The sequence below is a fragment of the Polynucleobacter sp. AP-Elch-400A-B2 genome (assembly GCF_018688355.1).
Taxonomy (GTDB): Bacteria; Pseudomonadota; Gammaproteobacteria; order Burkholderiales; family Burkholderiaceae; genus Polynucleobacter.
In genome coordinates, this window is sequence record NZ_CP061317.1 from 1,206,898 (window position 1) to 1,228,438 (window position 21,541).

The following is a 21,541-nucleotide window of genomic DNA, read 5'->3' on the forward strand; positions in this document are numbered from 1 at the left end:
TATTTAAGCTTCAATAGAAAAGGCGCCTGCGGGCGCCTTTTTCTTTACCTAGATTACAAACTACTGAGCTCTCAGACTCTTTCAAATACCGCCATCGACTCCACGTGTGAAGTGTGAGGGAACATATTGACGATACCTGCACTCTTGAGGGTATAGCCAGCTTGGTGACACAAGATCTCCGTATCCCTAGCTAAGGTTTTGGGATTACAGGAGACATAGACAATACGTTGCGGTGGCAGATCACTACCCCCCTTGTGTAATTGAGCTAGGGCTTGGCAGATCTCCATCGCGCCTTCACGTGGCGGATCCATTAACCAGCACTCAGCTTTACCCCATGAAGCAATCGTTTCTGTTGTAACTTCAAACAAATTACTTTGCATAAAGCTGGCTTTATCAGTGAGCTGATTGTGCTCCGCATTAGCTTTGGCTCTGGTGGTCAAGCTTTCTAAACCCTCAATGCCTAGGACTGTGTTTGCCCGTCTTGCGAGCGGTAAGGTGAAATTGCCAATGCCGCAGAATAAGTCGAGTACTCGATCACTTGCCTGAACATCTAAGAGACGGATCGCCCTGCTGACCAAAGCGCGATTCATCATATGATTAACTTGTGTGAAATCCGCTGGCTTAAAGGGCATCTCGATTTCAAACTCAGGCAGCCGGTAACAAAGCTTGCCTGTTAGAGGGTAGAACGGTGCAACAGTCTCTATTCCTTTGGGCTGCAACCAAATCCAAACCTGATATTGATCAGCAAAGTCTCTGAGTAACTGCTCATCTGCTGGTGTAAGTGGCAGGAGGTTTCTGAATACCAAGGCAGTGACGGGCTTTGTTTTTTTAGGATCATCTGAATTAGGATCCTCAGGTTCACCTACAGCGATTTCGATTTGTGGCATACGATCTACGATCGATAGACCCATCACCAATTTACGCATCTCTGGCAATAAATCAGACACATGCTTAGGCAAAATCTCGCAAGCAGTCATATCAGCAACGTAGCCACTCTTGCCCTCATGAAATCCAATCAGTACGGTACCTTTTTTAATCGAGCGATTGACAGCGCTCAAGCGTGCACGATGGCGATATTCCCAAGCGGGACCACCCATCGGGCGAAGAATTTCTTCTGGAGTAACTTTAGCAATGTGCTTTAGATCATCTTCCAATACACGCTGCTTCATGGCTACCTGCGCTCGAATATCCAAGTGCTGCATAGTGCAACCACCGCATATGCCGAACGCTTTGCACTTAGGTTCTGCCCTAAATACGGCAGGCTTGAGAATGTCGAGTACTTTGGCTTTACTAAAGCGAGCCTTGTCACGGGTAACAATATAAGTGACTAGTTCAGTTGGTAGCGCACCTTGAATAAAAATGACTTTACCGCTTTGACCTTGAGCAGCTTCCCCCTCATTGGACGCCAAGCGCGCAATGCCTTGCGCATCTAAATCAAGGGAATCAACTCGTACTGGCTCAGTCACCACAATATTGACTGGCTTTTCTCCTCTACGCATCCGGAGTAAAACCTAGGAGATATTCTTGCCACTGCTCGCCATGCGGCTCTTTAGATTCTTTCTCTAAATACGCTTTAACGAAAGCAATTTCTTCTTTGTATTCTGCTGCTGAAAAACCACCACGCATTAACTGAAAGCGGCAATACATCAGATAGGTATTGACCACATCGGTTTCACAATAGCGACGAATCTCATCAATTCTGCCCTCTTGATACGCAGGCCATACTTGGCTACCATCCATTCCCATCTTGCCTGGGAAACCGCAGAGTTTTGCTAAACCATCCAAGGGTGCATTAGCGCGACCATTAAATTTAGCCAAGAGATCCATTAGATCTAAATGGCGCATGTGATAACGGCTGATGTAGTTGTTCCACTTAAATTCACGGCTATCGTTTTCTTGGCTCTCGCCCATCTCCCAATAGCGTGGTGCTTGAATGTGATTTGCTAAAGCGCGATAGTGCAGTACTGGTAAATCAAAACCACTGCCATTCCAAGAAACTAGCTGTGGGGTATATTTTTCAACAAGCTCAAAGAAGGTCTGGATTAATACCTTCTCATCATCTTGCGCAGTGCCTAGCGTTCCCACCTTAATTTGTGGCGAGCCGTCTTTGCTGGTTCTGCGAATGACGCACGAGATAGCACAGATACGTTGCAAATACAGCGGGAGAAATTCGCTACCAGTTTTCTCGGCGCGCTCCGCCATGGCTTTAGCGGCAATTTCACTATCTGAAAGCGTATCGGGATAGTCATTGAGGCGACGCAGTCCCGCAACATCAGGAATAGTTTCAATATCAAAGACAAGAACGGTTGCCATACTTAAATCGCTAGCAATTAATTGAAAGCAATTACTGTATGTATGGCGTTGGATTTACCGGCTTGCCATTCACACGTAATTCAAAATGGAGCTTGACTGAAGTCGCATCGGTATCACCCATCTCGGCAATCTTCTGACCCTTCTTTACTGAATCGCCCTCTTTCACTAAGAGTGTGCGGTTGTGGGCATATGCAGTGAGATACGTATTGTCATGCTTGATGATGACAAGGTTGCCATAGCCACGCAAGCTATTACCAGCGTAAACCACCTTACCTTCAGAGGCTGCTGTTACAGGCTCGCCTAACTTACCAGCAATATCAATACCCTTGGTCTTTTCACTGAAATCATCGGTGACCTTACCTTTGGCTGGCCAAGATAAACGAATACCTGGTTCAGCAACGATTTCTTTGGGAGTTTCTTTAGCAGCGTCTACTTTTGGCGCATCGGTTTTGGGTAGTTCACCAGCGGTTTTAGGAATGGACTTAACAGTCATTTTGCTATTAGCCGGTGGCCTTACCAAAATGAGATCATCTACTTCAATTAAGTTTGGGTTCGATAAATTATTCCACTGCGCTATGTCCCGCGGGGATTGCCCATTATCTAGAGCAATGCGGGCTAAGGTATCACCGCTCTTGACGCGATAGTAGCCCGGCGGCGTAGCCTCGCTTGTTGCACTGGGGCTGATACCACCACTTCTGTCAACTACCGTTGCGGGTTTTGCTCTAGGCGTTGTTGAGCAACCCACATTGAGCAGCAAAGAAGTCATTGCCAGTAGCAATAGGAGGTATTTAGGTAAAGTATTCATAAGGATTTTCATACTACCCCTGATTGTAAGGGCACAAAAAAGACCTCGTCTAGAACGGTTCTTTGATAGCGCTGGGAGCTCATCCTCTCCACCATAACCAATTGCTGCTCTTTCTCATTCTTGGCAACCGGGGCCACTAGGCGCCCACCAATAGCCAGTTGCTCCAATAGGGCATCCGGGATACCCAAGCCAGCTGCTGCCAAAATGATGCCATCAAACGGGGCCGCTTGAGGTAAGCCCAGGATGCCATCCCCGTAAATGAGGCGCAGGTTTTTAATCCGAAAAGGTCGCAGCTTATCTCTCGCCATATCGTGCAAAGGACGAATACGCTCAATCGAATACACCTCATCTGATAACAAGCTGAGAACCGCTGCTTGGTAGCCACAGCCAGTACCGATCTCTAATACTTTTCCCAAAGATTGTTTAGGTTTATGCAAAAGCTCAATCATGCGTGCCACTACCGATGGCTTGGAAATCGTTTGCGAATGGCCGATTGGTAAAGCTGTATCTTCGTAAGCTTGGGGATGCATCCCAGCGTCCATAAAAGCATGTCGCGGAACAGTGGCGATGGCCTCTAGGGTTTTGCCATGCTTCACCCCAGCTGCGAGTACTTTCGCAGCTAAAGCTTGCCGATGACCGGCATTACGCTCTGCCGCTGACTTCAACCGCGTGTCCAGCCATTAGCTCGCATGGCAGCCAAGCGCGCATGATGTGTGAGATCTAATTGCATCGGCGTGATCGAGATGCACCCCTCATCAATGGCATGAAAGTCTGTACCTTCAGAACTGTCTTTAGCATGCCCTGCAGCACCAATCCAATAAATGTCATCACCACGGGGACTTTTTTGCACTACCACTGGCTGCGAGTGATGGCGATTACCTAAACGCGTCACACGCCAGCGATGAAGGTCGGCATAGGGGCGATTCGGAATATTGACGTTCAGCAAAGTAGCAGCGCCATCGGCATGAGTCAACTTAGATGTCAGCATTTGCACAACGATGTCGTGCGCTACTTTTGCAGCATCCTCAATTTGGTTCCAGCCTTTATCGATTTGTGAAAAGGCAATTCCGGGGACGCCAAACATCACACCTTCAACAGCAGCGGCAACAGTGCCGGAGTACAAAGTGTCTTCACCCATGTTCTCGCCTTGATTGATGCCAGATACTACCAAGTCTGGTTTCTCATCTAAGAAGCCAGTCATGGCAATATGCACGCAATCCGTTGGGGTGCCATTGATGAATAAAAATCCATCGCGCTCTCCACCAGTAACCCGATGAATCGAGAGTGGTCGTGAGAGTGTTAGTGAGTTCGATGCGCCACTATGATTTTGCTCGGGAGCAATCACAGTCACACGACCTAATGGGCGAATGGCATTAACTAGAGCTAAAAGACCAGGAGCGAGATAGCCATCATCATTAGAAATCAGAATATGAGGAACTTTATTAACTACCATGGCTAAACCAACCCTGGTGCATGCTTGCCTCTACCTCTGAGAGAGGCGTATAAAACCGGAAGTACTAACAAGGTTAATACAGTCGTTGTAACCATACCGCCAACAATTACCAAAGCAAGGGGTCTCTGCGCCTCAGATCCAATCGCGTGAGATAAGGCGGCAGGCAAAAGGCCTAGTCCAGCAAGCATTGCTGTCATTAAGACTGGACGCACTCGCAAAGCAGCGCCATCCACCATTGCATCCTTCATGGCGCCATGCTCCTCAGCAACCGTCTTATTAATATAAGAAATTAGAATGACGCCATCCTGAATTGCGATACCGAACAAAGATAAAAATCCGAAGAGCGCTGAAATACTCAGCGTCTCGCCGCCCAGATGTAAGGCAATAATTCCTCCGATTGCAGCAAACGGTACATTAATTAAAACGATTACCGCATCACGAATATTGCCCAAGGCAGCAACGAGCAACAGGAAGATGGCTAATAGCGTTAATGGAATGATGACCATCAGCTTTTGTTGCGCGGCCTTCATTTGATTAAATTGACCATCCCATAAAATCGTATAGTTAGTTGGTAGCGCTACATTTTTCTCGACTAAGTACTTAGCATCCTCTACAGCTCCACCTAAATCCCTACCGCGAACACTAAAAATAACGGCAATATACCGCCTACCCGTTTCACGATAAATGAAAAAAGGCCCATCCGTTAATTGAACGTTAGCAACCATTGATAAGGGTACTTTTTGACCATTGGGCGTGTCAATCAACAAACTCGCTACATCAGGAATATCATTACGACTAGCTTCATTTAAACGCACAGCAATACCAAAAGTTTTCTCGTCCTCAAGAAAATTAGAAACAGGAGCGCCGCCAATTGCATTGGCGACAACTGTTTGAATATCACTTACATTAATTCCGTAACGAGCAGCCGCCTCACGATTAATCTGGATATTTAAAGTTGGCTGACCCAACTCTTTCAAGATATTCTCGTCTTCAATACCTCGAACTTTTTTTAGCTGGGAAACAACTTCATGAGCCTTTTGATTTAAAACATCAAGATCGGATCCATAAATCTTGACCGAGTTCTCACCCTTCACCCCAGAAAGAGCCTCATTGACGTTATCTTGAATATATTGAGAAAAACTAAAATTGACGCCGGGAATCTTACCCAATTCCGTTTGAAGATGTTGTAACAATAAATGCTTACTTGAACCCTTTGGCATTTCTTCGGGTGACTTTAAATATAGACCATACTCTTGGTTGAAAACACCGGTCGAGTCAGTGCCATCATCCGGTCGTCCAATTTGTACGGCTACTTTATCGAGCTCGGGTTGCTTCAAGAATATTTCGCGTAGTTGATTAGCCACCTTGATGGAATAATCTAAATCAACCGTATTAGGCAAGGTAACGCGCAACCAAATATTATTCTCTTCCAGGGTGGGCAAGAATGCAGTACCTAAACGAGTAGCGCTCAATAGTGTTACGCCTAGAATGAAAACGGAAACAGTAATGACATGGCGTGGATGGTCCATCAATTTACGCAATAAAGGCTTATAACGCTCAAGCATCCAAGTAATGAACTTAGGGGGCGCATGATGGAACTTTTCACCAAAAACCAAAGAAATGGCTGCCGGCAAAAAGGTTAAGCTTAAGATAATGGAAGCTATTAAGGCAAAACCCATAGTAAAGGCCATAGGCTTGAAGATAATGCCCTCTACACCACCCATTAAAAATAGAGGTGAATAGGCAACAATAATGATGCTGGTTGAATACACCATCGCACGTTGCACTTCACTAGTTGCCAAAATAATGCTCTGCTTGAGTCGATTGCCGCCTTCCTCAAGGTGTCGCATTACATTCTCCGTAATAATTACAGCGGCGTCGACAATCACCCCAAAGTCAATCGCCCCTAAAGAAATTAAATTCGCGGGAACGTTGAACAGATACATTTGAATAAATGAAAAACACAGAGCCAGAGGGATAACCGCAGCAACAACAGCGGCAGCACGTAGATTGCCTAGAAAGACATATAGCAACGCCAATACCATCGTGATACCAAAAAACATCGTGTGCTTAACAGTGCCAACCGTAATATCTAAAAGTACTTGACGATCATAAAAAGGTTTAATCTCAATGCCAGGAGGTAAGATGTGTTTATTAATATTGGCTACCTTATCCCGAACTCGAGCCAAAACTTCAGACGCATTCTCACCACGACGCAAATAAACAATGCCTTCTACAGAATCTGGGTTGTCGTCAAATTGGAATAAGCCTAATCGTGGAGCGTTACCAATTTGGACGGAGGCAACGTCCCCAATTCGAACGGGTAGGCCTTTATTAACAGCAATAACGACTTGCTTAATATCTTCAATATTTCGCAATAAGCCAACGCCACGAACTACGAATTGCTGCTCGCCACTGGGTAAAACTCCGCCGCCAGTATTGTCATTAGCTTTAGACAAGGCATCTATTAATTGAGGTACTGTCACGCTTTTGGATTGAAGACTTTCCGGACTAACAATAACTTGGTATTGGCGAACCTTGCCGCCAAATGATGAGACGTCAGCAACGCCAGGTGTTTGTTTGAGCTCTTTATAGATCTCATAGTTCTGTAGCGTTTTCAAGCGAGTTGGTGAGGCATAGTCAGATGTCACCTGATAGCGCAGGATTTCTCCGGTTGCATCCGAATCTGGGCTAACACTTGAACTAACACCCGTTGGAAAGGTAACATTCGCGAGGCTAGTAATAAATATTTGACGTGCTTTAAATGCATCGGCATTGTCAGTGAACTTAAGGGTAACAACAGAGAGCCCAAAAAGAGAGACCGAACGAAAGGTCTTTACACCGGGGATACCAGCCAGCGCATTTTCAACAGGGATGGTAACTTGCTGCTCTACCTCTGTAGTACTTCTACCAGGCCATTGAGATATAGCCTGAATTGTCAGTGGAGCTACGCCTGGGTAAGGCTGAATCGGCAGCTCCTTAAGACTAAAAGCGCCTAAGCAAAGTAATACTCCAGCCGCCATCAGAATGATGACGCGCTTTTCTAAAACTCCACGAATAAATGAAGTAACTAAACTCAATTATTCCTCCTGCTTAGCAAAACGGTCATTCAGTAAGACCGCACCATCAGTCAGAACTTGCATGCCGGGCTCCAAGCCTTCTGTAACCGCAAATCGTTTGCCATCCAAGTCATAGCCCTTCACTACAAAACGACGGAATGTATCAGATCCAATTTTGATGATGACATAGCGCATCTCGCGTACACGCACAATCGCAGATTGAGGAACGACTACCGCCTCAGCCTCGCCTACTTTTAATTTAGCACTCACATACATGTCAGGACGCAATAGGCCCTCAGAATTCTCCACATCACAGCGGATTAATAAAGCATGTGTCTCAGGGTCAATTACCGGTGCAATGTAATTCGCAGTTGCTATAAATTCCTTATCTGGATAGGACTGAGAGCGCAGGATCATTGTCTGGCCTTTTTGAATTTTACGAATATCTTGCTCATATACATTGCCCAAGAACCATAATTCTTTTTGATTCGCCAATGTAACTAAAACATCACCGGCATTCACGACTGATCCCGGTTCGACCGCGCGTTTGACCACAATACCCTGCAACGGCGAGCGCATCACTAGATTAGATTGGGTTCTGCCGCTCCTCTCCAGAGACTTAATATCACCGTCGCCAGCACCTAAATTGCGCATACGATTAGCAGCTGCTTGCTGAGTAATCCTGGCATCTCCCAATAAATCACTCATGGTCTTATTAGCTTCAAGCACTTTTGCAGTTTGCGAAGAGAGTAAATATTCTTGCTGGGCGGATATGAACTCAGGGCTATACACCTCAACCACTGCAGAACCCAGACTTACCTCAGCACCATCAAAAGCAAAGATGCGCTCCACTCTTCCTGGTGCTCGAGCAGAAAGTACTTTAGCTTTTTCAGCATTAAAAGCTAGACGACCCGGCACATTCAACTCAACAGGAACTGAAGCCTTAACGGCCGTCTGAAAAATATAAATATTGGGATTAAGCTCAACCCCTTGTAAACGCAACTCCATTGCGCCCGTCTTTTCGATCTTGAGGCTCTTATCACTCTTCTCAAGCTTTACTGGACGATTCACGTTGACCGCTAGGCCGATCACAATTCCCAACATCAGGATAGAAGTGCAGATTGCAATCAACCGTATACGCTCTCGGCTAGTAACTGGAAGTGCCCAATAATTTTTACGAATCTCCTCCTGTTTAACGCTAGCGCGATGAAGCAGCTGGCTCCAGATCCGCTCTAATGTCTTGAGTGCAGACTTTAAGAAAGAAAGAATTTTGTCCTTCAACACTGCTCCTTAAAAAGGTTCTTTGCCAGATGTCGCCAGCAATACTGCTTGTGCTTGCAATAAATTACTTTCAGCCAGCGCTAATTGAACTTCGAGATTGCGCAATTGCGTTTGCGCTGTCAGCAAATCGTTAAATCCCTGACCATTATTTGAGTACTGAGTTAAGCCCACTTTGTAAGCAGCATCCGCTTGAGGAACTTGGCGCTCTTTCAGAAATTGCGTTTGATTCTTAGCTTGCTCGTAGCTAGCAAAGGCACTGTTCACAGCCAACACAATTTGTTGACGATTGGAGATATTACCCGCCTCTGCAGCCGCTTGATTACGCTGCGCCTGCTCTACGCCATATTTTTCTTTGGTAAAGAAATACAGTGGAATGATTAAGTCCAGCTCAAACTGATAGAACATGGCGCCATTATTGGCCGAGAACGGGCCACGCGGAGTATAGGATGAGCCTATTACTTGGAAGTCTGGCAAATAAGCCTTCTTCGCTAAATCAACACCCTTACGAGCAGCATCTAATTGCAAAGCAGAACTCTTCAATGATGGATGACTGGTTTCAGCATAGTCTTCCAACTCGATCAAAGTGGGCATACTGTTCATGGCACGGCGCACATCGCCTCGTAACACGAGCTTCTCTCTAGAGTGACGGCCAACCAAAGTATTGATATTGTTGAGCGCTACTTGTAGTTGACGTTCAACATTAAATTGATCTGCTTGCGCCGCGCTTTGCGATACCTGTGCGTTAAGGTATTCAACATAAGCAGCAGCATTATTAGAGTAACGCGCTTTTGCTACGTTCTTAATCATCTCCAAGCGCATGACAGATTCTTTTAAGACTTGCAATTGCTTTTGTGATGCTAATGCACCGTAATACAGAGTTGATAGTTGAGCGCCTAGCTGTAAATAGGTAGCTTCACTTTGTGCAAGCAGAGCTTCAGCGTTGGTATTAGCTATGTCTGAAGCCAGACTCTTCTTACCTGGGAACTGAAATGGCTGGGCTATCGAGATCGCGTTATTACTGCTAATGCCATTTTGGTATTGCGATGTTGGCGTATTAGCAGCACCCAAAGCAAACGGTGAATTCACCGGCATACCAGACCACACCAAACCAACCTGAGGATTGCTTGGCGCATTAATCTGCGGCACAGTTGCCTTGGCCGACAAATAGGCTTCACGCAATGAAGACAGTTGTGGATTATTGAGTTTGAGCTCATTCCACAGTTGGCGTAAATCCATATCCGTTGGACCGGATGGCGCACCCTTGGTATAAATCTTGGGGGTATCGCTCTTCGTTACTGGTGCAAATAGCAAGGTGGAATTTGAAGGACTGGCAGCCTCATTACTAACTACTGGCGGCACCGATAAAAATTCATTGGATTGACTCACTTGAACCGTGACGCTGGCTGGAATCGGAGCATTTAACTGAGCAATTACAGGGGAGGCAAAAAATAGTGAAGCCAAGGCGCAGGCAACCCGTTTTATGGGGATTGCAGTAGCAATAACAAATTCGCTCGTTTTTATTTGGCCGTTAATCAAATCGGCTACCTCTAAATCTGTACTAATGCTGTTTTTGTAGCTCAAAACACAGGCTTACCTATGTTTACAAGGGAATTAGAAGATTATAGGTGAGAAACTCCAAAAGTCGAATTATTGGAGTTTTATAACTTATTGATTATAAAGAAAATAATTAATATAAGCTGCCTTCAAAGGCTTAAAACTCGGCATGAATCCTGAATGACAGGATATTGACCGGTCCGCGGGCAGAGTTATAGGCAGGATTGATGATGTGCTGGAAGTTCAGACCAGCTAAAACATTCTTAATAACGGTGGCGTTGTAATAGATCTCACCAATCCGCTCAGGTGAATAAGCAATCGTCTGACTTGGGCTAGCGTAGTCACCAATGAAATAAGACACACCCCCTGCTTTTAGATAGCCGCGGCGATAGCTTGATAAACCATTTTGCATTGCAGAGACACCAATACTGTCATGCGGCCGCTTCCAACTTGTGCCATTCATACCCATGCCCACAGATATGGAATTATCTGCCTCAGTAAAAGACATGGTCTCTGTATGACCATCCGATGTAAATGCGCGACCATAGATACCAAGATCTTTTGTTAAAGCTTGCTCCCCATGTAAACCAATACCGGTTTTGTACTGCATGTTGTTACGCACATTATTAATTGCTTGAGTACCCTGTGCATTATTTTGGATGACGTAATTCGTTGCATCTGAGAATCGCGCCAACATCATTTTGTTGCGATAGGCTAAGACACTGACCTTGCCAGGCAGATCTGCAATATTGTGTTGGCGCTCTACTTCCACTTGATCGCCATAGGTATTGAAGATTTGCCAATTGAGGTCACGACCATTCGGGGATTTAGGGGCGAGCATGCGTGAGGCGCGCATTACCCAGTGATCGACATACCACTCACCTGCTAGGCCCCAGCTATAGCCTCTCGCATCAGCTGCGTAATCGTAAGCCAAATAAGTCATATTGCCCCAGTTCATGAACTGAACACGGGGGTCCTTGGCATAACGACTGTCATCAAAAATATCCAAGGTAGAGAACTGACCACCAGTTAGTACTACGCGATTACTGCTGACTGTTTGTGTAATTTGATTGGCTTCATTCTCTAGAACGACTTTATCGCCCTCTTGATTTATTGTGTGGCGCGCAAAGGCACGAGCAGAATAAAACTTCGCTTGCGCGCCATTGGCTTTAGTTGCCTCACCGTTTGAGAAGCCACCCAAACCATTTAAACCAGAAAAAGGAACTCCAGAAATTACCTCTGGATTGAAATAAATGTCGGTATTTGATGAGATACGGGTGCCAAGGAATAAAGTGCCTGACCAGGTGTAGCTCATCGCCTTATCGTTAGATAGGCTTCGCATGCCGGAGTAAGAGGATGTGAAGTTGTTGTAACGCTGATTGATATACGTAGTTTGACCGTGGATATTTACTGGCAATCCAAAGAGCTCCCCTTCAGTAGGCAAGCCCTCAATAGGAGATGCAAACGTTGCGATTTGATCTGAACCAGATCCTGCCTTCTGGGCGTGCGCAGTCGTACTAAGCAAGAAAGCAAACAAGCAAGGTAGAAGAAGATAGGATTTGTGGGTCATTCAGAATTTCACAATACTTAGTGTCAATGACCAATGAATAACTAAAAATAACTAAAGGCCAGATCTACCGGGGTAAAAACAAGACAACTCGGATAGGCACGGCGTGAGATTGAATCTCAACAGGGGTGCAGACCAAATTATCCCCAAAAAGCGTTAATTTACCTAGAATTTATGTCGAATTAGTGACCATGAGACCCTGAAGTTAGCCAGTGCCCTATCTTTTAAGGTCTCGATAAAAGTTTTCATGGACACCATAGCCAATTAATGCAATCTGAGTTCCATCCAGACTAACTGAATAAGCTAACAACATTTGTTGCTGAAGATGGCGAAACTTATAAACCTGTACACCCAATAAATCACCCTTTTTCATCTCGCCAGCAAATGGCTCGGAAGTGATGACTTTCACTGCTGAATCAAGGGTCTTCTTTTCGGCGGGGGAGATTTTCTTAATAGCTCGATCAAATCGAGGAGTTGTTAATACCTTCATCCGAATTTATATGGGGAAAGATTGCCAGCTTTTACCTCTTCAATACTCACAAGCATATCTTGAAGCATGTGAATTGGTAGATCAGGATTTTCCTCAGCCACTTTTCCCAAACGGGCCCAGTATTCAATTTGCTTAGGTACCGATCTATGCATTGCTTGAGCATAAGGCTTGGCGTCTTCCACCAAAAGATCGGATAACTTGATTGCTATAGCCATAATGAACCCCTTATTAAGTTGGTACCAATTTAATACAAAAGGTTGTAAAAAGCAACTTTTTATTAAGCACTCCACTCAAGGGGAATTAGGGTATAGCTTATATCTACTAGACTTAGCGACGATCCATCAGCGCTCTAGCTAAGGTGCCGGCGTCTACATACTCCAGCTCACCACCTACCGGAATACCTCTGGCAATTCTAGTGACTTTGATGCCTTTGGATTTAAGCACTTCACCAATGTAGTGGGCAGTAGCCTCACCTTCACTTGTGAAATTCGTTGCTAGAACTACTTCTCTGACCGGCACTCCAGTGTCAGGCGCTTCAATACGATTAAGTAATCGATCAAAATGAATTTCATTAGGGCCCATACCATCAAGTGGTGAGATGCGGCCCATTAATACGAAATAGTTTCCCTTGAAACTCAGGGTCTGCTCGACCATCACCTGATCGGCTGGTGTTTCCACGATGCACAGTAAGGATGGATCACGGCGGTCATCCATACAAGTGCCACAGATTTGAGTCTCTGAAAATGTATTGCAACGGGCACAGTGGCCTACAGTCTCAACTGCTTCACCTAATGACTGAGCAAGCACTGCTGCGCCATTACGATCATGTTGCAGCAGATAAAAAGCCATGCGCTGTGCAGACTTAGGCCCTACTCCAGGCAATACACGCAATGCCTCGATCAAACGACCAAGTGCATCTTGCGGAGCTTCTGGACGTGCCATTAATTGAACAGTTTTTTATGAATGATTAAAACGGCAACTTAAAGCCAGGAGGCATTGGCATACCCGCAGTAGCACCAGACATTACTTGTGAGCTAGCCGCTTCTACTTGTTTGAATGCTTCTGTATAGGCAGTAACAAGCAAGTCTTCGAGCATTTCGCGATCATCCATTGCGCCTGGATCAATCTGTACACGCTTCATTTCGTGTTTGCCAGAGATGGTGACTTTCACTAAACCACCAGCAGCTTGGCCAGTGACTTCTAACGCAGCCAATTGCTCTTGCGCTACTTTCATCTTCTCTTGCATCTGCTGGGCTTGTTTCATCAAACCTGCAAGGCCGCCTTTCATCATCGCTTGATTTCCTTTTGTTTTCTGATCTTTAGATTGGCTTCACAGAGCCACCAACTACTTTGGCTCCAAACTCTTTTTGTAATTGCTGAATAAATGGATCTTGCGCAATCATTTGCTCTGCATTGAGTCTTTTCTCTTGATGAATCTGGGCATCGACTTTAGCAACGGTTTTGCCTTCCACTTCACCTTTTTCGATGATGACTTTCACGGGTTTGCCAAAGTGTGCAGTCAGTGCATCTGCAAGACGGCCAACAGAAGCTTCAGAAGCCAATTGCGGCATGGGCGTCACCACCGTAGCGCGCACGCCTGCTGGTGAATCTTCCCAATCTTGTAGCTCTGTCTGAAATGCCAACTGTTGCACCAAACCTTTAATCGGTAACTGGCGCATCAAGGTATGCCAGTCAGGACGATCTGCGCTAGACGCAGTTGGCGCTGATGCGGCAGGCTTAGCTACTGGAGCTGGTGCTGGAGCTACAGACCTGACTGGAACAGCTGTTTGGTTTGCTGGTGCAGATGCTCTAGGCGCCGATGCCACCGAAGCTACCGGCGGTGCGGAGTTACTGACATTACCCCCTGCTCTGCTGGGAGTTTCATTTCCTGGGCGAAAGGCTAGCATCCGCAGGAGTGTCATGGCAAAGCCCGTTTGCTCATCCGGCGCTAGTGATAAATCGGGACGGCTAGTAATGCTAATTTGATAAAAGAGTTGTGCCTCTTCTTTTGTCAGTGCGCTAGCTAAGCGACGAATCTCTGCTGCTTCTGGCCAGTCTTCTAAGACTGACTCAGGAACAATTTGCGCGGCAGCGATTTTCTGAATGAGGCTAGATAGATCCGCAAGCGCTAATGAGAAAGACATACTGCGCTCACCCATTTCATTTGAGATAGCTAATAATGTAGCGCCATCTTTTGCAATGAGTGCATCTAAAATTTTAATGAGATAGGCATCATCTAGAGTGCCGAGCATCCCGCGCACGGCTTCTTCAGATACTTTACCTGCGGCGTAGGCAATGGCTTGATCAGTCAGTGATAGCGCATCACGCATTGAGCCTTGTGCTGCTTTTGCCAAAACACGCAGTGCATTAGTTTCACAATCGACTTTTTCTGCAGCGAGTACTTTTTCTAAATGCTCCACGATGAGCGGTACTGGCATTTGCTTGAGATTGAACTGTAAGCAACGCGACAAAATAGTGACGGGGATCTTCTGTGGATCTGTAGTTGCCAGTATGAACTTCACATGTTCAGGCGGCTCTTCGAGCGTTTTGAGCATGGCATTAAAGGCATGATTGGTGAGCATGTGCACCTCGTCAATCATGTAGACCTTGTAACGCGCATTACTCGGTGCGTAGGCTGCTTTTTCTAATAGAGCGGCAATGTCGTCTACCCCACGATTACTCGCAGCATCCATCTCTATATAGTCAACAAAGCGTCCTGCATCGATTTCTAGGCAGGCTGGGCATTTTCCGCAAGGCTCAGAGGTCATGCGACCTTGGCCATCTTCTCCGGTGCAATTGAGGGCTTTGGCCATAATTCGGGCAATCGTGGTCTTTCCGACCCCGCGAGTGCCGGTAAAGAGCCATGCGTGATGTAGTCGACCTTGGTCTAAGGCATGGGTTAAAGCCTTAACCACATGGTCTTGTCCTACCAATTGGGAGAATGTTTTAGGGCGCCACGAACGGGCTAAAGCCAATGCTGTCATGTACTCCATTCTAACAAGCTAAAATGGAATTGGACGGGCCTCCCCGCATGGCGGTTTGGATAACCTGGTCAGGTCGGGAACGAAGCAGCCAAACCCAATTCTGTCAGTGCCGGGGGTCGGGCTCGTCCACTCCCCCTATATTGAGAATATTGACGCCCTTAGGGTTATGGACCTAGGGTCACGCTCTTAGGACTCTATTTTGATTTTCTTAAACTTATCTAAAAGTGCCAAGCTAGCTAAGATTTGATTGGCCATATCTGCATCAATCTCCCCTTTAGCTAATGCATAGAGCACTTGATCAGCGTGCTCAGCTTCTGGGGCATCTAATAAGGCCTTAAAGATTTCTTTTTGAGTCATACCCAAATGAATCTGTAATGGCGCCAAATTGATTTGCACAGCACTGCCCTTAATGCCAAAGCGCACTTGAGCCATCTCAATGAGTTCACTGCGCTGCTTTTCTTGGAGCTGGGCAAATGAGGGTATCTGGGCATTTGCATTGGCTGTACTCGCAGCAGAAGCGATGGCAGGCCCTTTGCCACGCTTTTTATATACCAAATCGTCCATGAAAGCCTCCTAAGTCAGTTATGAATGCAGAGTCATTCATCATCAGAATATTACCGCGATCTTTTGAAGGAGGCATTTTTAGCAATTTAAAGAATATGAAGAATTTTCATGATTTGCCAGATCATCAAAATGATCAATAAGACAACAACAGTTCGTGCGTCCATGACCAATCTAAATAAACGTAATTGCTTGTGAGTGCATTCAACTGAAACTTGCATGACAAACCCCTATTAGCTAGAAAAGTTCAGCGTAGAGGTTTGCATTAAAAATGAACAGGGATCCAGGATGATTGGTGTGTAGGAAAGTATTGCACCCTCCTGCACCTAATCAATATAGATTACTGATGTAAACGATATAGACAATCACCTTATTTGCATAGGGGAATGCGTCATTATTTTGTCGCATCTCTTTCAATAGCTTACCCTCGGTATAAATAAATCAAGCACTTAGAAAGCATTTTATTTGTTGCCCTGCAACGAAATTTCATCTCGTAAAAAATATAAAAAATTGATTGGACAAGTGAGCACTTGAAAGGCACGATAAAGCCATGTCAATAAATCAGGTAAGCGTGCGAACTGTCCCGTTTCGACACAGCATGCATTAGCCGATTTGTTGGCAACCAAATAGACATTCTTGAGGAGTACATCATGAATATTGCGCAATTAGAAATTGAAAAAGACAGCCTTTCTGTTGAAGAATCTGTATTACAAAGTTATGAATTAGTCGAGGAGAGGCTTATTTGGCAACATCTCGCCAGACGTAAAATGAATAAAATGCATGACATCCCAGAGCAAGAGTATCGTCATTGGAAGCTAGATTAAGCTAAGTAAATATGAGTATGTTTGACACCAAAAAATCGACCAATTACCAACTTCAATTTACTAATGAAATTGGAGCAGGCTCCAAAGTGCTTGGAAATCTGGAAGGCAACGGCAATATCCGAGTTGCGGGGCACTTTGTGGGCAACATCCTAGAAGCAGAAAGCAGCAAATCTACCCTTGTGATCGATAAAGAGGGGTTTTTGACTGGCGATTTGCATTATTCCAACCTGATTGTTGCCGGAACTATTGAAGGCTCCATTACGGTAGACGAACAAATGGTGGTGCATCCCAGTGCCGTGATTTTGGGTAATATCCGCTACAAATCCATTGATATTCACCCCGATGCTAGAGTCAACGGCATCTTGTCTTGCGTAGCCTTAGACGTAGTCAAGCCTAATAAATCAGAAGTAATTTCTTTTGAGCCTATTCAAAAGATTGCCTCTTAAAAAACTCTTTTAAATGATCTAAACCGCTGTTAGCAAACGGAGTTTTTTATGGCTTTTAGAATTTCACCTAAAAATGAATTTCACATCACTGAGCGCATGACCTACCGCAAAGATAATAAAGAAATGAATTGCGGCTTTCTTTGGAAAAGCGGGTCTTTCGTTACCGAGGATCCACCCAATTTTTTAGCCGAATATGATGAGCATCTTGGCATTAGCGTGGGGAGTCAGGACTTTACGGAGGTAAACCTCTCTAGTGAGGGTCAGCACCTCATCTACTTCTCTGAGACCGTGCCACAAGATGAGCAAGCAGCCTTAAATGCTATTTTTCAACAAAGCAAGACCACAGATGATTTTGATATTGGCTTTCAACACAAAGGTTGGCAATTAGTCGATATGGATATCGTGATGTGGGGTGAATTATCAATCACCAGCAAACTCGACACCTAAACCCAGTATCCAGACCCGCCTATTGCATTTGCTGAGCCTCTTTTAGCAAGCCATCAAATACCTTTTCTAGCTTGGAATTTGTCCCTCTAATGCCGGCCACCACTGCTTCAGACCAAGTAACGTACTCTTGCTTGCGCTGAAGATCCCAGCCAGCTGGCGGGGCGACCAATATATCACGGAGATTACAAATCTTATCAGCCAGTTTGACAAGCTTTGCCTCATGGCTAGCAAAAGGGGCGTGGGCTATTTGCAAGCTTTTGCGCATCTCTTTGGCAAGCGATTTGTCGTCGGTCAACTCTTTCACAATCCCAGTCACTTTTTTAGCAAAATGGGTGATTAACTCTTCTTCAGTCGTTTGGGTATCTTCAAGCACATCATGCAAGAGTGCTGCACATAGCACATCCCAAGACATCACTCCGCCCTCGTTCACCAAAACATTAACTAGCTGAATGGGGTGATTAATATACGGCGTGATTTGCGCGTCTTTACGCCGTTGATTTTTATGCTTCTCAGCTGAAAATGCCAAGGCAAGAACAAAATGATTAATCATGATGTCATCTATTATAAGGATGAGCTATTAATCTTTCTTCTGTTCTTTTGCCGTAGCGTTTTGCAATAGTAATTTGAGCATACTACTTTGCAGCCCCGTCACGTTATCAGGATTATTGACATATTTATTTAACTCTTGTCGATCCGACACACTCACAATTTGCTGCAATTTGGAGATAGTGATCTTCAGTTGCTCTGCAGCAAGCTCAGGATGCTTTGACAAAAACTCGAGACTCATTTCGCTAGTAGCACCTTTATCGCCCTTAGCATCTTTGACTGATGCCTGCTCTAGACCCATCTGCACCTTAGCTTTTTCAAGCAAGCGGTCCAGCTCTGTTTTAGACAGATGTAAACGTTTGGCCTCAGCCTCAATCATCTCTTGCTCATCCGGTGAAATGACACCGTCCTCCAGCATGTGATAGAGCTCATTCATCATTGCTTCGCGTTCAATCCGCAATTGATCACCCAGCGCTGATGAGAGAATCGCCGCCGGAATCGCAAAAATACCAATACCCAAGAGCGCTATGACAATCGTAATGGCTCTACCTGCTGGGGTAATCGGAGAGATATCACCATAACCCACGCTGGCTAAAGTAATCACAGACCAATAAATGGCTTGGGGAATATTTTCAAATTTATCGGGCTGGGCTTCGTGCTCAAATACATACCCTAAGCATGCGGCGAGCATCACCAGTAACAACAGAATGAAAACAGCCGCCTTCATGACAGGCCACTCGCGCTTAATCACGGTAAATAAGGATTGAGTAGCACCGGAATAACGCGCTAACTTTAGTAAACGCATCAGTCTAAAGACCCGCAAGAAACGCAAGTCAAAGAGGTGATGCAGCAAGCTCTCTAAATAGAACGGCACGATTGCCAAGAAATCAATAATGCTCGTTGGCTTACATGAGAAGCTTAAGCGTCCTTTGAACAAAGCCTGGTACTTTGGATCTTCAGGGGCACTGTAGATCCTCATTAAATATTCAGTAGAGAAGATCAGCACCGCAATCGTATCGAGAATAATAAATTCAGAATGCAGATGGTAGCTAATGCTATGGACTGATTCAAAAATCACGGCTAGCACTGACACAATAACCCAGGTCACAATAAACATATCAAAGATGTGATGTAGATTGCCACTGGTCGGTGTTTCATTCACTAGCGCATAAATTTTGTAGCGAAAGGATTTATCTTTATTTTTCTCTAAAAACTCATTGACTGCTGGCGCTAAAGCGCGGAAGAGTTTAAATAAACGCAGTAACCGTAAAGCTCGTAAGACACGTAAGTCGGTATCAATGAAGGCGCCTAAGTAGAAAGGCAAAATGGATACTAAATCAATGAGGGCAAAGGGGCTCTTGAAATAGGCAAGACGAGGGTATTTGGCAGAGCTAAAAACTGGATCCTCTGGTGCTACATACAGTCGCAAGACATACTCAATCGAGAAAATTGCTAGCGAGACCACATCAAAAATATGAAACAGGTGTTCCCGAGTCTCGTAAAATACTGGGATATGCTCAAGCATCAAGCCTGCCATATTGAGCACAATCATATAAGTAATGAAGCGCTCAAACTGGTTGCAATAATTCGTTTTAATCTGGTGATTAAAGAATAAATCAAACACCCGCTTACGGATGTGTAAGTTCAGGCTAGTAAATGAAATGGGCCGGAGATTCATAACTTAAATTCTCCAATCCTAATAAGGTAAAAACCGGTATCGCAAAGACTGAGGCGAATCTGCAAGCCCCTTACGAGTTTCTCCCCAGGCTCTAACGGAGATGCAGCAGGAGGTCCCGCCGGGTTGACGGTCAGTTTTTCAAAGATAAGAGATCCACTATTGAGCAGATTGGTTTTATTGCATTTAGATGTGTACGCTGGTCCAGCTGGATTTAATAGATTGACATAGCTCTCAAAGGGACCTTTGGCTGCAAAAAGTGCTTCGACACAATTTTTCCATTGATTTGGCTTCATACCTTGAATCAATTTAGTATCTTCATCAATGGGGGTGCATGCTGCAGGTTCAATGGGCTCATTGGCTTCACTCTTACTGGCAAGAGCCTCAAACCAGGTAATAATCTCTTCGGCATTATCTTGTGATGCTGCTACCTTCGCGGCATTTTGATAGTTCCCTAATCCTAGATAGATTACTAGAATCAGATTGGCCAATAAGACCAAAATAAAGAAAAAGTTCCAAAAATGCATGCCTCGAAATAGACTCTGAATATTCTTGCCCAACATGCTCTCCTAATTCACGGTTTATTTAAGCGGCTATCTTGCTGCTTTCAATTCCTGTATATTCAAATTTCAGTTACTAAGACGGCTAATTAGGGGGTATTAATGTTTTTCCAAACACTACTGCAAAGCTTATTGAAGAGAAAGAGCTTGGAGCCAACTGAGCGTGCGAAAGATTTATCCCCAATGGCTCAAAGCATAATGCAAAAACTGGCAGAACACGATAAAAACCAGGGTTTTGACGCCGAGCTTGTTAAAAACCCAGATTCCCCAGCTAATAAATAGCCTAGCTAACCGCCCTTCTTTTAAAGATTTTTATGCCACAAGCCATTATTTTTGATGTGGAAGCTACTGACAAGCAGGATGCCGTCATTATTGAGGCGGCCTCTTTAGATGTGAGCTCTATTCAGCCGCTCGTTGTTGGCAACCCTTGGGTGCAGCGCTACAACCCGGGTAAACCGATTAGTCTGGGCGCATTAGCAACCCATCACATCATGGATGAGGAGCTCGTCAATTGCCCCTCTAGCAGCACCTTTCAATTATCTACCGACACCAAGTACATCATTGGCCATAGCGTGGATTTTGACTGGGAGGCGATTGGTAAACCCGCTGTCAAACGTATTTGCACACTAGCGCTTACCCGAAGTCTTTGGCCTAACTTAGATAGCCACACCCAAAGTGCCCTGCTCTATCACTTTGAACGTTCAACCGCTAGAGAGCAACTACGTGATGCCCATAGCGCTTTAGCGGATGTGTGGATTTGCTCCAAGATACTTGGACAGATTATTGAGAAGCTCAAACCCACTTCTCTGGATGCTTTGTGGGAAATGTCTGAGAAGGCCCGCATTCCCACGATCATGCCTTTTGGCAAACACAAGGGCGAACTCATTGGCCAGGTACCATCCGATTACAAACAATGGATGCTGCGTCAGGACAATGTCTCTGAATACCTGCGCAAAGCACTACAGGCTTAAAGCTT

22 protein-coding genes, 1 other RNA gene and 1 pseudogene are annotated in these 21,541 nt (G+C 45.1%); 5 read left to right on the forward strand and 19 right to left on the reverse strand.

The features are described from left to right. Window positions 1–71: 71 nt before the first annotated feature. The 14 genes and pseudogenes from rlmD to dnaX all read right to left on the reverse strand — a co-directional run bounded on the left by rlmD (window position 72) and on the right by dnaX (window position 15,506). A complete protein-coding gene (rlmD, locus tag FD977_RS06220) occupies window positions 72–1,499 on the reverse strand; it encodes a 23S rRNA (uracil(1939)-C(5))-methyltransferase RlmD (RefSeq protein ID WP_215304241.1) in 1,428 nt (475 codons plus the stop codon). Continuing rightward, entirely contained in the window at window positions 1,492–2,313 is an 822-nt protein-coding gene (locus FD977_RS06225; protein ID WP_215304242.1) for a 3'-5' exonuclease, read from the reverse strand. Before FD977_RS06225 ends, rlmD begins: the two co-directional genes overlap by 8 nt. 31 nt (window positions 2,314–2,344) lie before the next feature. Further along, a complete protein-coding gene (locus FD977_RS06230; protein WP_251369441.1) occupies window positions 2,345–3,118 on the reverse strand; it encodes a peptidoglycan DD-metalloendopeptidase family protein in 774 nt (257 codons plus the stop codon). An 8-nt stretch (window positions 3,119–3,126) separates the two neighbouring features. Continuing rightward, window positions 3,127–3,750, reverse strand: a pseudogene (locus FD977_RS06235) (protein-L-isoaspartate(D-aspartate) O-methyltransferase); the annotation flags it as partial. Window positions 3,751–3,779: 29 nt separating this feature from the next. Next, on the reverse strand, window positions 3,780–4,571 hold the full coding sequence (gene surE, locus FD977_RS06240; RefSeq protein WP_215304245.1) for a 5'/3'-nucleotidase SurE: 792 nt from the start codon (window positions 4,569–4,571) through the stop codon (window positions 3,780–3,782). A 2-nt stretch (window positions 4,572–4,573) separates the two neighbouring features. Next, window positions 4,574–7,651 carry an efflux RND transporter permease subunit gene (locus FD977_RS06245; protein WP_215304246.1) on the reverse strand — a complete coding sequence of 1,026 codons (3,078 nt, stop codon included), beginning with the start codon at window positions 7,649–7,651 and terminating at the stop codon, window positions 4,574–4,576. Continuing rightward, window positions 7,652–8,911 carry an efflux RND transporter periplasmic adaptor subunit gene (locus FD977_RS06250; RefSeq protein WP_215304247.1) on the reverse strand — a complete coding sequence of 420 codons (1,260 nt, stop codon included), beginning with the start codon at window positions 8,909–8,911 and terminating at the stop codon, window positions 7,652–7,654. A 9-nt stretch (window positions 8,912–8,920) separates the two neighbouring features. Then, on the reverse strand, window positions 8,921–10,492 hold the full coding sequence (locus tag FD977_RS06255; RefSeq protein WP_251369442.1) for a TolC family protein: 1,572 nt from the start codon (window positions 10,490–10,492) through the stop codon (window positions 8,921–8,923). Window positions 10,493–10,622: 130 nt separating this feature from the next. Beyond that, window positions 10,623–12,035, reverse strand: coding sequence for a carbohydrate porin (locus FD977_RS06260; protein ID WP_215304248.1), 1,413 nt, complete (start codon window positions 12,033–12,035; stop codon window positions 10,623–10,625). Window positions 12,036–12,249: 214 nt separating this feature from the next. Further along, window positions 12,250–12,522, reverse strand: coding sequence for a type II toxin-antitoxin system RelE/ParE family toxin (locus tag FD977_RS06265; protein ID WP_215304249.1), 273 nt, complete (start codon window positions 12,520–12,522; stop codon window positions 12,250–12,252). Continuing rightward, window positions 12,519–12,737, reverse strand: coding sequence for a ParD-like family protein (locus FD977_RS06270; RefSeq protein WP_215304251.1), 219 nt, complete (start codon window positions 12,735–12,737; stop codon window positions 12,519–12,521). The genes FD977_RS06265 and FD977_RS06270 overlap by 4 nt, the downstream gene beginning before the upstream one ends. 112 nt (window positions 12,738–12,849) lie before the next feature. Continuing rightward, window positions 12,850–13,464, reverse strand: a complete 615-nt coding sequence (recR, locus tag FD977_RS06275; protein WP_215304252.1) for a recombination mediator RecR — start codon at window positions 13,462–13,464, stop codon at window positions 12,850–12,852. Window positions 13,465–13,489: 25 nt separating this feature from the next. Next, window positions 13,490–13,813, reverse strand: a complete 324-nt coding sequence (locus FD977_RS06280; RefSeq protein WP_046330302.1) for a YbaB/EbfC family nucleoid-associated protein — start codon at window positions 13,811–13,813, stop codon at window positions 13,490–13,492. Window positions 13,814–13,841: 28 nt separating this feature from the next. Further along, window positions 13,842–15,506, reverse strand: coding sequence for a DNA polymerase III subunit gamma/tau (gene dnaX / locus FD977_RS06285; protein WP_215304253.1), 1,665 nt, complete (start codon window positions 15,504–15,506; stop codon window positions 13,842–13,844). A 32-nt stretch (window positions 15,507–15,538) separates the two neighbouring features. Here dnaX and ffs point away from each other — a divergent pair. Continuing rightward, an RNA gene (gene ffs, locus FD977_RS06290) (signal recognition particle sRNA small type) lies at window positions 15,539–15,636 on the forward strand. Window positions 15,637–15,692: 56 nt separating this feature from the next. Here ffs and FD977_RS06295 read toward each other — a convergent pair. Beyond that, on the reverse strand, window positions 15,693–16,070 hold the full coding sequence (locus FD977_RS06295) for a hypothetical protein (RefSeq protein WP_215304254.1): 378 nt from the start codon (window positions 16,068–16,070) through the stop codon (window positions 15,693–15,695). An 86-nt stretch (window positions 16,071–16,156) separates the two neighbouring features. Next, the gene (locus FD977_RS10850) at window positions 16,157–16,288 is read right to left on the reverse strand and encodes a hypothetical protein (protein WP_256442643.1); all 132 of its coding nucleotides are present in this window, start codon (window positions 16,286–16,288) and stop codon (window positions 16,157–16,159) included. A 429-nt stretch (window positions 16,289–16,717) separates the two neighbouring features. On the opposite strand from FD977_RS10850, the gene FD977_RS06300 reads away from it, so the two are divergent. Genes FD977_RS06300 through FD977_RS06310 form a run of 3 tightly spaced genes read left to right on the forward strand, consistent with a single transcriptional unit; the run spans window position 16,718 to window position 17,784 of the window. Continuing rightward, entirely contained in the window at window positions 16,718–16,891 is a 174-nt protein-coding gene (locus FD977_RS06300; protein ID WP_215304255.1) for a hypothetical protein, read from the forward strand. A gap of 11 nt (window positions 16,892–16,902) precedes the next feature. Continuing rightward, window positions 16,903–17,337, forward strand: a complete 435-nt coding sequence (locus FD977_RS06305; RefSeq protein ID WP_215304256.1) for a polymer-forming cytoskeletal protein — start codon at window positions 16,903–16,905, stop codon at window positions 17,335–17,337. Between the two features lie 48 nt (window positions 17,338–17,385). Beyond that, window positions 17,386–17,784, forward strand: a complete 399-nt coding sequence (locus FD977_RS06310) for a hypothetical protein (protein WP_215304257.1) — start codon at window positions 17,386–17,388, stop codon at window positions 17,782–17,784. A gap of 19 nt (window positions 17,785–17,803) precedes the next feature. On the opposite strand, the gene FD977_RS06315 is transcribed toward FD977_RS06310, so the two are convergent. From FD977_RS06315 to FD977_RS06325, 3 genes are read right to left on the reverse strand one after another with little or no spacing between them, the layout of a single operon-like run. Then, on the reverse strand, window positions 17,804–18,331 hold the full coding sequence (locus FD977_RS06315; RefSeq protein ID WP_215307075.1) for an HD domain-containing protein: 528 nt from the start codon (window positions 18,329–18,331) through the stop codon (window positions 17,804–17,806). Between the two features lie 30 nt (window positions 18,332–18,361). Beyond that, window positions 18,362–20,008 (reverse strand): ion transporter, encoded by a 1,647-nt coding sequence (locus tag FD977_RS06320; protein ID WP_215304258.1) that lies wholly within the window; start codon window positions 20,006–20,008, stop codon window positions 18,362–18,364. Continuing rightward, a complete protein-coding gene (locus tag FD977_RS06325; RefSeq protein ID WP_215304259.1) occupies window positions 20,005–20,568 on the reverse strand; it encodes a hypothetical protein in 564 nt (187 codons plus the stop codon). The genes FD977_RS06320 and FD977_RS06325 overlap by 4 nt, the downstream gene beginning before the upstream one ends. Before the next feature lie 311 nt (window positions 20,569–20,879). Between FD977_RS06325 and FD977_RS06330 the strand changes: the two genes are divergently transcribed. After that, window positions 20,880–21,536: a putative quorum-sensing-regulated virulence factor gene (locus tag FD977_RS06330; protein ID WP_215304261.1), complete on the forward strand. Its 657-nt coding sequence runs from the start codon at window positions 20,880–20,882 to the stop codon at window positions 21,534–21,536. Window positions 21,537–21,541: the final 5 nt, after the last annotated feature.

What these genes read in the sequence shown, in the direction of transcription:
- rlmD (WP_215304241.1), bottom strand. Translation starts at nt 1,499, where the DNA reads ATGCGTAGAGGAGAAAAGCCAGTCAATATTGTGGTGACTGAGCCAGTA.
- FD977_RS06225 (WP_215304242.1), bottom strand. Translation starts at nt 2,313, where the DNA reads ATGGCAACCGTTCTTGTCTTTGATATTGAAACTATTCCTGATGTTGCG.
- FD977_RS06230 (WP_251369441.1), bottom strand. Translation starts at nt 3,118, where the DNA reads ATGAATACTTTACCTAAATACCTCCTATTGCTACTGGCAATGACTTCT.
- surE (WP_215304245.1), bottom strand. Translation starts at nt 4,571, where the DNA reads ATGGTAGTTAATAAAGTTCCTCATATTCTGATTTCTAATGATGATGGC.
- FD977_RS06260 (WP_215304248.1), bottom strand. Translation starts at nt 12,035, where the DNA reads ATGACCCACAAATCCTATCTTCTTCTACCTTGCTTGTTTGCTTTCTTG.
- FD977_RS06265 (WP_215304249.1), bottom strand. Translation starts at nt 12,522, where the DNA reads ATGAAGGTATTAACAACTCCTCGATTTGATCGAGCTATTAAGAAAATC.
- FD977_RS06270 (WP_215304251.1), bottom strand. Translation starts at nt 12,737, where the DNA reads ATGGCTATAGCAATCAAGTTATCCGATCTTTTGGTGGAAGACGCCAAG.
- recR (WP_215304252.1), bottom strand. Translation starts at nt 13,464, where the DNA reads ATGGCACGTCCAGAAGCTCCGCAAGATGCACTTGGTCGTTTGATCGAG.
- FD977_RS06280 (WP_046330302.1), bottom strand. Translation starts at nt 13,813, where the DNA reads ATGATGAAAGGCGGCCTTGCAGGTTTGATGAAACAAGCCCAGCAGATG.
- dnaX (WP_215304253.1), bottom strand. Translation starts at nt 15,506, where the DNA reads ATGACAGCATTGGCTTTAGCCCGTTCGTGGCGCCCTAAAACATTCTCC.
- FD977_RS06295 (WP_215304254.1), bottom strand. Translation starts at nt 16,070, where the DNA reads ATGGACGATTTGGTATATAAAAAGCGTGGCAAAGGGCCTGCCATCGCT.
- FD977_RS10850 (WP_256442643.1), bottom strand. Translation starts at nt 16,288, where the DNA reads ATGCAAGTTTCAGTTGAATGCACTCACAAGCAATTACGTTTATTTAGA.
- FD977_RS06300 (WP_215304255.1), top strand. Translation starts at nt 16,718, where the DNA reads ATGAATATTGCGCAATTAGAAATTGAAAAAGACAGCCTTTCTGTTGAA.
- FD977_RS06305 (WP_215304256.1), top strand. Translation starts at nt 16,903, where the DNA reads ATGAGTATGTTTGACACCAAAAAATCGACCAATTACCAACTTCAATTT.
- FD977_RS06310 (WP_215304257.1), top strand. Translation starts at nt 17,386, where the DNA reads ATGGCTTTTAGAATTTCACCTAAAAATGAATTTCACATCACTGAGCGC.
- FD977_RS06320 (WP_215304258.1), bottom strand. Translation starts at nt 20,008, where the DNA reads ATGAATCTCCGGCCCATTTCATTTACTAGCCTGAACTTACACATCCGT.
- FD977_RS06325 (WP_215304259.1), bottom strand. Translation starts at nt 20,568, where the DNA reads ATGTTGGGCAAGAATATTCAGAGTCTATTTCGAGGCATGCATTTTTGG.
- FD977_RS06330 (WP_215304261.1), top strand. Translation starts at nt 20,880, where the DNA reads ATGCCACAAGCCATTATTTTTGATGTGGAAGCTACTGACAAGCAGGAT.